Here is a 10832-nt window from a genome sequence, read left to right as displayed (position 1 = left end):
TCGCGGCTTCTCCGGGGGGGGACGTCGCGCAGGCACTCGCTCGCGGAGGAGCACGATCATGGCTGTGAGTCCGACGTACCCTGGAGTCTACGTTCAGGAAGTGCCCAGCGGCGTTCGCACGATCGTCGGTGTCGGCACGTCCACTGCGCTCTTCATCGGTCGGACGCTCAGCGGGCCGATGTTGAAGCCAATCCGGATCAACACGTACACTGACTTCGTCCGCACCTTTGGTGACGACGGCGGGGCGGTCTCGAGCGTGGCCCGCTACCTGCGGCTGTTCTTCATGAACGGCGGCACCGACTGCTACGTCGTGCGCATCGCGAGCGGGTGGGCGCAGTCATCCGTCGAGCTCGAGAGCGAGGCCGGCGCGGCGGTGCTCAAGCTGACCGCGAAGAACCCCGGCCAGCTCGGCGACCTGATCCGCGCCGCGGTCACGTACAACACGACCGCGCCCGAGGCGACCTTCAACCTCGAGGTGTTCCGCTGGGAGATCAGCGTCTCCGGCGCGCGCGCCAAGGTCGAGCGCGAGGAGTTCCTGAACCTGTCGATGGACCCGGCGTCGCCGAACTACGCGCCGACGGCGCTGACGCAGCGCTCGAAGCTGGTCGACGGCGCCGCGGTCGGCGCCACGTCCGGGCTCCCGGGGGTATCGACGTCGATGGCTCCGCTCGAGGCCGCGACCCACACCGCGCTGGCGACCGGCTGGAACGCCCGCTCGGTCACCGCCCGGCAGTTCCGCATCGCGATCGGCAGCAAGAAGCCGGTCACGGTCACGGTGCGCGACACGCTGCCGGTCGCGCCCGCGAGCTGGGCGGCGGCGCGCACCAACCTGGCCGACGCGATCCGCGACGACATCCAGGCGGCGCTCACGGCCGAGGGCATCACCGGCCTGCCGAACCCGGCGGTCGCGGTGGTCGCGCTCGCCGGCCCCACCGCGGTCGGGGCCCCGCCGGCCGAGACCACGCTGATCCAGATCACGGCGGCGGTGAACGGGTCGAACCCGGCCAACGACGTGCGGGTCACCTCGAGCGCCACGGGCGATCTGGCCAGCACGCTCGGGCTCGGGCCATCGAGCGGCGGCCTCGAGGTCGGCGCGTTCGCGGCGCGGCGACCGCGGCCGACCGGCGTCGCGTTCACGCCGAGCACCGCGAACCTGGTCGCGGTCGGGTCGCTGCTCAAGAGCGACCTCGGCAACATCCAGCTCGACGAGATCACCGGCGCCGGCACCGTGGCGCGGACCGTCACGTTCAACCCGCCGCTGGGCGGCGCGACCCGGCTGTGGCAGGAGTCGGCGACCAGCAACCTCGGCGTCGCCGCGGCCTGGAAGACGATCGCCGACCAGGTCAACGCGTTCGCCGCGGCCAACCCGACGACGTTCTTCTGGTCGGCGGCGGCGTGGGGCAACCGCCTGGTGTTCACCAGCACCGGCGCCGACGACAACGCCGGCGTCGGGCCGACCGGCACCGGCCTGGGCTGGAACATCGGCCTGGCCGGCCCGCTGGTGGCGATCGGCACGGCGATGACCGGTCGGTTCGCGACCAACGTCCGCTACCTGAGCCTGGGCACCAGCGGCAACACCGCGCTGGGCTCCCAGGCCAACGGCGTCAACGGCAACGACGGCGGCGCGCCCGTGGCCACCGACTACACCGCCGCCTACAACGTCGTGCGGTCCGACGTCGACCTGTGGAACCTGCTGGTGCTGCCGCCCGACACCGACACCGCCGCGGCGGTGCCGCTCGAGCAGCTCTGGCCCGAGGCCAGCGCGTTCTGCACCGAGGAGCGCGCGTTCCTGATCATGGATCCGCCGACGTCGTGGACCGACCCGCAGACCGCGTCGAGCGGGGTCAACGCGCTGCGCACCGGCCTGACCAAGGACCACAGCGCCGTCTACTTCCCGCGGCTCAAGATCGTCGAGAGCGGCCGCGAACACGTGATCGGGCCCGCCGGCGCGGTCGCCGGCCTGTACGCGCGCATCGACGCGAACCGCGGCGTCTGGAAGGCGCCGGCCGGGAGCGAGGCGGATCTGCGCGGCATCACCGGCGTCGACCTGCTGATGTCGGACCTGCAGAACGGCGCGGTCAATCCGGTCGGCGTCAACGCGATCCGGTCGTTCCCCGAGGGCGTGATCTCGTGGGGCGCGCGCACGATGGACGGCGCCGACGCCTTCGCGAGCGAGTACAAGTACGTCCCGATCCGGCGCCTGGCGCTGTTCATCGAGGAGAGCCTGTACCGCGGCCTCAAGTGGGTCGTGTTCGAGCCCAACGACGAGCCCCTGTGGGCCCAGGTCCGCCTGAACGTCGGCGCCTTCATGCACGACCTCTTCCGCAAGGGCGCGTTCGCGGGGGTCAAGCCCAACGACGCGTACTTCGTGAAGTGCGATCGCGAGACGACGACGTTCAACGACCAGAACCTCGGGATCGTCAACATCTGGGTCGGGTTCGCCCCGCTCAAGCCGGCCGAGTTCGTCGTGCTGTACCTGCAGCAGATCGCCCAGCAGCTGGCCACCTGAGGAGGAGCGCGCCATGGCCAAGTTCAGCGTCAACACCCACCGCTTCGATCCCTACAAGAACTTCAAGTTCCGCGTGAAGTGGGACGGCCGCTACGTCGCGGGCGTCACCAAGTGCAGCGCGCTCAAGCGGACCGTCGAGGTGGTCAAGCACCGCGAGGGCAACGACCCGTCGACCGCGCGCCACATGCCGGCGGCGATCTCGTTCGAGTCGATCACGCTCGAGCGTGGCCTCACCCACGACGAGGAGTTCGAGAAGTGGGCCAACCTGGTCTACGACGTCGGCGGGGCCGGCGCGATCTCGCTGTCGAAGTTCCGCAAGGACATCATCATCGAGCTGCTCAACGAGGACAGCCAGGTGGTGAAGTCGTACAAGGTCTACCGCTGCTGGGTGTCGGAGTACCAGGCGATGCCCGAGCTCGACGCCAACGCCAACGCGGTGGCGATCGAGATGATGAAGCTCGAGAACGAGGGCTGGGAGCGCGACACCAGCGTCGGGGAGCCGACGGAGCGGTAGCCGTCGAGAGCCCCGATGCGTCGGATCGAGGTCACATACGGCGACCGGCCCGGTTGCGTGTTCGTGCGGCCGCTGCGCGGGGACGACGAGGAGTCGGTGGTCGACGCCGACACCTGGTCGGCGATCGCGCTCGTCGATCGCCTGCTGGTCGACGTCGCCGGGGCCGCCTGCGCGCCGGGCCAGGCCTCGGCGCTGGCCGCGGCCGATCGCGACCGCGTGCTGGCCACCGTGTACCGCGCCGAGCTGGGCGACCGGATCGCCAGCACCGTGACGTGCCCGGCGTGCCAGGCGCAGTTCGATCTCGACTTCCAGCTGTCAGCGCTGTGCGCGGCGATCCAGGCGACCGACGGCGCCGCGGTCGCGGTCGCGGGCGGACGCTACCGGCTCAGCGACGGCACCGAGGTGCGGATCCCGACCGGCCTCGACGAGCTGACCGCGGCGCTGGCGCCAGACCCGGAGCGCACGCTGCTCGCGCGGTGCCGGCTCGTCGGAGACGCCGACGACGCGACGGTCGCGGCCGCGCTCGAGGAGATCGCGCCGCTGGTCTCGACCGACCTCGACGCCGTCTGCCCCGAGTGCGGCCAGGGCCACACCGTGCGGTTCGACGTGCAGTCGTTCCTGCTGGCGCGGCTGCTGGCTGAGCGCGATCAGCGCGCGGCCGAGGTCCACCGCCTGGCCCGCGGCTACGGCTGGTCGCTGTCCGAGATCCTGTCGCTGCCGCGCGGCCGACGCCGCGCGTACGTCGAGCTGATCGAGCGCGAGCAGGGGGCCCGGTAGTGGCGACCTACGCGCGTCGGCTGATCGAGCGTGCGCTGGGGGGGGCCGCGCCGATCCGGGCGCTGGCGCCAGTCGCGCTGGCGCCAGCCGCGCTCGACGATCCGTTCGACGCGCCGCCGCTGGTCGAGCAGGTCGCGCCGATGGCGCCGCCCACGGCCCGCGCCGCGGCGCCGGCGCCGGCGCCACATCGGGCCGCCGGTGCATCGATCACCGGCGCATCGATCGCGCCGCCGCCAATGCTCGCACCGACCCGTGCGCGCGAGGTGGCGTCGGTGCCCGCGCGCCCGGCCGCGGTGACGCCGGGCGCGGTGGGGGGCCTGCCCTTGACGCCGGTGCCGCCGCCCGCGCCGGCCGCGGCGCGCGTTGGTCCGCCCGCACGTCCGGCGCCGAGGCCGAGGTCGAGCGTGCCCGCGCGCGTACGACCGGCGGTCACCTCCGTCGAGGTCGAGCGGCCGCGCTCGACCGCCCGCGCTGACGACGCCCTGGTGCTGGCCACGCCCGCGGTCGCGCCGCTCGACGTGCGCGCGGCGCGACCGACGCCGATCGCCGACCCGGTGGCGACACCGCAGGTCCCCGCGCAGGTCCCGTCGGTCCCGATCGCGCCCGCGCCGATCCCGCCGGCCGCGGTGGCGCCGCCACCCGCCGCGGTCCGCGCGCCGGTCGTGACCACGCCCGCGCTGCAGCCGGCGCCGCCCGCGGTCGTAGCGCCGGCGCCGGTGCTCGCGCCGACGCTGACGATCGGCCGGCTGGTCGTCGAGGTCATGCCGGCGGCGCCGCCCGCGCCCGCGCCCGTGGTCGTGCGCGCCGCAGCGCCGAGCGCGCCCGCCCGCAGCGCCAGCCTCCTCCACCGCGGCTTCGGCCTGGGGCAGCGCTGATGGCGCTGCTCGACCTGTCGCGCGTGACGCGCACGCTCGTGACCCTGGTGCGCGAGGTGATCGCCGCGTCGCCGGCGTCGCCGACGCCGCTCAACGTCACCAGCCTGCCGCCCGACAAGTTCACCGAGGACAACTCGGTCGGAATCTACCTGTACCACCTGTCGGAGGAGGCCGCGGTCAAGAACCAGCCGTGGCGCGGTCGCCCCGACACGCCGATCCGCTACTCGCCGCTGGCGCTCAACCTGCACTACGTCGTCACCGCCTCCTCGACCGCCACCGACGAGCACGGGCCGTACCGCGAGCAGCAGCTCATGGGCCTGGCGGTGAAGGCGCTGCACGACTACCCGGTGATCGACGACGCGACCGAGGTCCTCGGCGTCAAGATCCTCGACTCGCTGCTGGTGGGCGACGAGAACAAGCTCCGGATCGCGCTGCGCCACGTGCCGGTGAGCGAGGCGGTGAGCTACTGGACCGCCGGCTCGCACGCGCTGCGGCTGTCGGCCTACTACGAGGTCTCGGTGGTGCTGCTCGAGCCCGAGGAGCCGGTCGCCGCGGCCGGTCGGGTCCTGACCTGGGGCGTCGAGACGTTCATCGGCGGGCTGCCGCGGCTGACGGCGTCCCGGAGCACGGTCCGGTTCACGATCCCCGGCGAGCCCAGCGCCCGCGCGATCGAGGTGCAGCCGGCCCAGGCCGCGATCGGCGACGAGGTCGTCGTGTTCGGCACGGGCCTCGGCGGCGGCAGCCTCGAGCTGGTGGTGCGCGGACCGGGGTGGCCCGCCGGCGCGGTCGTCGGGCCCGGCTGGGGCGTCAGCGGCGCGGGCGACCAGGTGTACTTCACCGTGCAGGACCTGATCGACGCGCTGCCGACCCTGCCGGGCGCCTACACCGCGGCGGTACGGATCACGCGCACCGCGACCTTGCCCGACGGGCGCGCGCACACCACGACGGTGTCGTCGAACGAGACGCCGTTCCAGATCGCGCCGGCGGTGCGCACGATCACCGGCCCGGTCGCGGGGGTGTTCACGATCGACGGCGGCCTGTTCGCGGACGCGACCGCGACGGTCGTGACCCGGGTGTCGGTGGCGGCGATGGTGCTGGCGCCCGGGACGCTCGGCGCGCTGGCGGCCGGCGAGTTCGCGATCGCCTCGGCCTCGACCATCGAGTTCACCCTGCCGACCGGCGCGCCCTCGGGCGAGCACCTGCCGGTGCGGGTCATCGTCAACGGCAGCGAGTCGCCGCCACGCTGGGTCCAGGTGCCGTGACGACCGTGACGACCGCGTCGACGCCCCCCGATCCTGGCCAGGAGCTGCGCGCGATCATCGCGTCGGTCCAGCTCGGGCTGTTCCACGACCTGGCGTGGCGCGAGCACCGCGCGGTCGCCCCGGAGACGGTCGACGCCCTCGACGAGGACGCCGCGGTGCGCGCCTGGGCGGCCACCGATCCGCGCGGCCGGGAGCTCAGCGCGCTGCGGGCGCAGGCCGACGCCGCCGTCGCCGACGGTGGCACGCGGCTCCAGCACCTCGCCGGCCTGTTCGGGCTCGACGCCCGCGAGCGTGACGTCGTGCGCGTGCTGCTGGCCGCCGCCCTGGCGCCGGACCTCGCGGGCGCGTTCGCGTGGCTGGACGGGCGCGGGGTGCCGACCGAGGCCGCGGTGACGCGGCTGTGTCGCCACGGCCTGCGCCGGGTGGTCACGCCCGACTCGCCGCTGGCCCGCTGGGAGCTGGTCCGGCGGGTCGACCTGGCGCCGGGCGAGCCCGATGGCCTGATCCTCGATCCGGCGATCGTCGACTGGTTCACCGGCGCGTTCGCGATCGAGGCGCCGCTGGTCGCGCTGGCGCGGCCGGTCGCGGTGGTGCCGCCGCTGCCGAGCTGGCCGATCGACGAGGTCGCGGCCGAGCTGGCGGCGCGCTGGCGTTCGTCGACCGAGGCGCGCGCGGTGCGGGTGATCGTGCGGGCGCCGTCCGGCACCGGCCGCGCCAGCTTCGCCGCGGCGCTGGCGCAGGCGCTCGGCCTCCGGCTCCTGTCGATCGACGGCGACGGCGTCGACGACCTCGCCTGGCCCGAGGTGGTGCGGCGCGCCCACCGGCAGGCGTTCTTGACCCAGACGGCGATGGCGTTCACCGGCGAGGCCGCCGGGCGTCGACCGTGGCCGCAGCTGCCGGCGGCGTTCCCGCTGACCGCGGTGTGCGTCGAGCCGGGCGCGGTGGTCGCGCCGCTGGCCGGCGCGCTCGACGTCACCGTCGCGCTGCCGCCGTCGACGCCGGCCGAGCGGCTGGTGCTGTGGCGGCGGATCGTGCCGGCCGCCTCGGGCTGGACCGGCGACGAGCGCGACGAGCTCGCCCGGCGCTACCGCGCGACGCCGGCCGACCTGGTCGAGGTGGCGAACCGCAACGTCGCGAGCCCCGACCGGGCCGCGGCGGTGATCCGCGACCGCGACGGCGACCGCCTCGGTGAGCTGGCCCGCCGCATCGAGTGTCCGTTCGACTGGGACGATCTGGTGCTGCCCTCGACGGTGATCGACGGGATGCGCGACTTCGCGTACGAGGGCGGGATCCGTGACGAGCTCTGGCGCCAGCCCGGCCTGCGCCGGATGTTCCCGAGCGGGCGCGGCCTGTTCATGCTGCTGACCGGCGCGCCCGGCACCGGCAAGACCATGGCCGCGCAGGTGATCGCGCGCGGGCTGGGCCTGAACCTCTACCGGATCTCGCTGGCCACGGTCATCAGCAAGTACATCGGCGAGACCGCCAAGAACCTGACGCGGATCCTGGCCCGGGCCGAGCACATGGACGCGGTGCTCCTGTTCGACGAGGCCGACGCGCTGTTCGGCAAGCGGACCGAGATCAAGGACGCGCACGACCGCTACGCCAACACCGACACCAACCACCTGCTCCAGGCGATCGAGGCCTACGCCGGCGTCGCGATCCTCACGTCGAACAAGCGCGGCAACATCGATCCGGCCTTCATCCGCCGGCTGCGCTACGTGCTCGAGCTGCCGCGGCCCGACGCGACCCAGCGCCGGCAGCTGTGGCGCCAGCTCGTGCGCGATCTCGGCGGTGAGGCGTGCGTCGATCGGATCGCGCCGGCGCTCGGGGCCCTGGCCGCGATCGATCTGACCGGCGCCCAGATCAAGTACGCGGTGCTGGCGGCGGTGGTCGCGGCCCGGCGCGACGGCGACGAGGTGTCCGCGGCGCACCTGGTCCGCGGCGTCGCGCGCGAGCTGCAGAAGGACGGGCGCTCGTTGTCCGAGCGCGAGCGCGAGGTGGTGGCCCATGCGGTGTGAGGCGGTCGAGATCGAGGAGCTGGTGCTGCGCATCCCGGGCGTCAGCCGCGCCGACGCGCCGGCCCTGGCCGAGGACATCGTGCGCGCGACCCAGGAGCGCCTGCGCGGCACCGGGCGGGTCGGCCGCCTGGCCCACGTCGACCTGCGCGTGCGGGTGCCGGCGGGGCTCGCGCGCGCGGCGCTGGTCGAGCGCATCGTCGAGCAGCTGCTGGAGGTGGTGCGATGAGGCAACGGCACGCGCCCAAGGTCCCGGGGCCGGTCGCGCGCAAGGCGGCCGCCGGCAAGCGCCCCCGGGTCATGGACCGCTCGCTCGAGCGGCAGGCCGAGGAGGCGACCCAGGCGGCGCTCCACGGCCAGGTCAACGTCGCGCGGATGCTGACGCCCGCGCCGGCCGCCAAGGCCGAGCTGCCGGCGTCGGTCGGGCGGCCGCTGCCGACCGAGCTGCGCGCGGACGCCGAGCGAGCGTTCGGCGCGGAGCTCGGGGCGGTCCGCCTGCACACCGACGCGGCGGCGGCGCACGCCGCGGTCGGGCACGAGGCGCGGGCGTTCACCGCCGGGCGCAGCATCTTCTTCGCCGAGGGCCAGTACCAGCCCGGCACCGACGCCGGCCGCGAGCTCGTCTATCACGAGGTCGCGCACGTGCTCCAGCAGACCGGCCGGCGGCTGTCGACCACCGAGGTCGTGGCCACCGATCGCGAGGGCAGCGGGCCGCCGCAGCGCGAGCAGGAGAAGCGTCATGGGTGACGGCTATAGCCGCAGCCCCAAGCTGCTCAAGGGCGCGATCGTGCAGTTCGTGAAGATGCCGATCATCCCGATCCCGAACATCATCATCTTCCAGTACAACCCCGACACGCTGCAGCGCACGCTGACGCCGTACGCGCCGCCCGAGCCGACCGCGCGACCCGCGGGCGAGACGCCGCCGTCGACGACGCCGGCCGAGCCGACCGCGCAGCCGTTCGACCCGAGCGAGTCGTTCAACGTGTCGCTGGTGCTCGACGCCTCGGACGCGCTCGAGACGCCGGAGCGCCACCCGATCGCGTTCGTCACCGGCGTCGCCGATCGCATCGCCGCGCTCGAGATGCTGCTGTATCCGGTCGGCGACAGCCTGCTCGGCGGCCTGGTCGGCTCGCTCAACGTGTCGATCAGCGGCGGCGCGATCTCGGCCAGCCTGCAGAAGTCGGCGGCGCGGCCCGAGGTGCCGGTGACGCTGTTCATCTGGGGGCCCGGGCGCATCGTGCCGGTCCGGCTCACGACGTTCAACGTCGAGGAGCAGCAGTGGAACCAGCTGCTCTATCCGACCCGCGCCAAGGTCACGGTCGGGATGAAGGTGATCACCAAGGACGCGCTCGCCGCGAGCAGCCCCGAGACCGACGACGCGGCCAAGAAGATCGCGCGGTTCTGCTACGACTTCACGCGCGCGCAGAAGGAGCTGCTGGCGCTGGCCAACATCGCCAACACCGTCGAGGCCGTCGCCGGCGTCGCCAGCGTCCTGGGGGGCGCCGTCGGTCTCTGACCACCTCGTCGCCGTCCACGGGAGCATCCATGTTCGATCCCAAGAGCCGCTACGCATCTCTCGAGCCGTACCCGGTCGCCGACCGGCGCGGCCGCACGGTCATGGTCGTGCCGACGCCGGACGCGCCCGACGAGGCGCTGCTCGGGTACCACCGACGGGGCCAGGCCGAGCGGCTCGATCACCTGGCCAGCGCCTACCTCGGCGACGGCGCCGGCTTCTGGCGCATCTGCGAGCTGGCCGACGTGATGTTGCCGGACGCGCTGGCCGAGGCCCACGAGATCCCGATCGCGCCCAAGCACCGTCGATGACCGCCAACCTCGCCATCCTCGCCTCCGGCGCCGACGCCGGCGATCTCGCCTCGAGCGCGGTGCGGGTCGAGGTGTGCGAGCGGATCGGCGAGCCGACCACGTACCGCATCCAGTTCCAGCTGGTGGAGGCCGACGGCGACTTCCCGCTGCTCGCCGATGGTCGCCTGGGCCCGGGCGCCGAGTTGACGATCGGCACCCACGTCGGCGACGTCGATCACGTGCTGGTCCAGGGCCAGGTCCACGGCCAGCGGTTGCGCTTCCGCCACGGCGCGCACGACTCGTGGGTCGACGTCAGCGGCGGCGACAAGGCGTTCGAGCTCGATCGCGAGGTCAAGGCCAAGGTCTGGAGCGACGTGACCGTGTCCGACGCGATCACGACGATCCTCTCGGGCTACGGCGTGACCGCCGACGTCGACGCGATCGCCACGTCCCACCCTGAGACCGGGCACACGCTGGTGCAGCGCGACACCGACCTGCGGTTCGTGCGGCGGCTGGCGCGCCGCTACGGCAACTGGTTCTGGTTCACGACCGACGCCACCGGCGTGACGACGGCCCACGTCAAGCGCCCGCAGCTCGAGGGCGCCCAGGAGGCGACGATGACGATCAACGTCGCCAACCCGGTGCTGGCCGAGGTCGAGCTCGAGTGGGACGTCGAGCGGCCGGGCGCCGCGATCGGCAAGCAGGTCGGGCTCGCGGACCTGGCGACGATCGACGGCCAGGTCTCGCGCTCGCCGCTGAGGCTCCTGGGCACCCAGGCCCTGACCGACGTCGCGCCGGCGCGCCAGACCGCGGTCGTGGCGCCGGTCGACGCCGTCGGCGACCTCCAGGCGCGGGCCGAGGCCACGCTGATCGAGGGCGGCTGGTTCATCCGGGCGCGCGGCAGCACCAGCACCCGCGCGCTGGGCGCGGTGCTCCGGACCCACACCCTGGTGGCGCTCGACGGGCTCGGCCGGCGGCACAGCGGCGGCTACGTGGTCGCGTCCGTGCGCCACGTGATCGACGGCGACGGGCACGTCATGGACTTCGAGCTCGTCCGCAACGCGTGGGAGGCCTGAC

At 73.9% G+C, this 10832-nt stretch carries 11 protein-coding genes; all 11 read left to right on the top strand.

The features are described 5' to 3' along the window. Positions 1-658 precede the first annotated feature (658 nt). Genes IPL61_34235 through IPL61_34185 form a run of 11 tightly spaced genes read left to right on the top strand, consistent with a single transcriptional unit; the run spans position 659 to position 10831 of the window. Positions 659-2509, top strand: a complete 1851-nt coding sequence (locus IPL61_34235) for a phage tail sheath family protein (GenBank protein MBK9036250.1) — start codon at positions 659-661, stop codon at positions 2507-2509. Positions 2510-2522: 13 nt separating this feature from the next. Beyond that, complete coding sequence (locus tag IPL61_34230) at positions 2523-3023, top strand: phage tail protein (GenBank protein MBK9036249.1); 501 nt, start codon at positions 2523-2525, stop codon at positions 3021-3023. A 15-nt stretch (positions 3024-3038) separates the two neighbouring features. Further along, positions 3039-3800 carry a hypothetical protein gene (locus IPL61_34225; GenBank protein MBK9036248.1) on the top strand — a complete coding sequence of 254 codons (762 nt, stop codon included), beginning with the start codon at positions 3039-3041 and terminating at the stop codon, positions 3798-3800. Continuing rightward, positions 3800-4675: a hypothetical protein gene (locus IPL61_34220; protein ID MBK9036247.1), complete on the top strand. Its 876-nt coding sequence runs from the start codon at positions 3800-3802 to the stop codon at positions 4673-4675. The genes IPL61_34225 and IPL61_34220 overlap by 1 nt, the downstream gene beginning before the upstream one ends. Then, on the top strand, positions 4675-5937 hold the full coding sequence (locus IPL61_34215; protein MBK9036246.1) for a DUF4255 domain-containing protein: 1263 nt from the start codon (positions 4675-4677) through the stop codon (positions 5935-5937). Before IPL61_34220 ends, IPL61_34215 begins: the two co-directional genes overlap by 1 nt. Next, a complete protein-coding gene (locus tag IPL61_34210; GenBank protein ID MBK9036245.1) occupies positions 5934-7955 on the top strand; it encodes an ATP-binding protein in 2022 nt (673 codons plus the stop codon). The genes IPL61_34215 and IPL61_34210 overlap by 4 nt, the downstream gene beginning before the upstream one ends. Beyond that, positions 7945-8181, top strand: a complete 237-nt coding sequence (locus IPL61_34205; GenBank protein ID MBK9036244.1) for a hypothetical protein — start codon at positions 7945-7947, stop codon at positions 8179-8181. The genes IPL61_34210 and IPL61_34205 overlap by 11 nt, the downstream gene beginning before the upstream one ends. Beyond that, positions 8178-8699 carry a DUF4157 domain-containing protein gene (locus IPL61_34200; protein MBK9036243.1) on the top strand — a complete coding sequence of 174 codons (522 nt, stop codon included), beginning with the start codon at positions 8178-8180 and terminating at the stop codon, positions 8697-8699. Before IPL61_34205 ends, IPL61_34200 begins: the two co-directional genes overlap by 4 nt. Then, entirely contained in the window at positions 8692-9468 is a 777-nt protein-coding gene (locus tag IPL61_34195; GenBank protein MBK9036242.1) for a hypothetical protein, read from the top strand. The genes IPL61_34200 and IPL61_34195 overlap by 8 nt, the downstream gene beginning before the upstream one ends. Before the next feature lie 29 nt (positions 9469-9497). Next, complete coding sequence (locus IPL61_34190) at positions 9498-9776, top strand: hypothetical protein (GenBank protein MBK9036241.1); 279 nt, start codon at positions 9498-9500, stop codon at positions 9774-9776. Beyond that, positions 9773-10831 (top strand): hypothetical protein, encoded by a 1059-nt coding sequence (locus IPL61_34185; GenBank protein MBK9036240.1) that lies wholly within the window; start codon positions 9773-9775, stop codon positions 10829-10831. The genes IPL61_34190 and IPL61_34185 overlap by 4 nt, the downstream gene beginning before the upstream one ends. Position 10832 lies beyond the last annotated feature (1 nt).

It is taken from the genome of Myxococcales bacterium, assembly GCA_016717005.1.
Lineage (GTDB): Bacteria > Myxococcota_A > Polyangia > Haliangiales > Haliangiaceae > UBA2376.
Note: the sequence above shows the minus strand (reverse complement) of the source record. Positions and strands in the feature narration are given on the sequence as shown.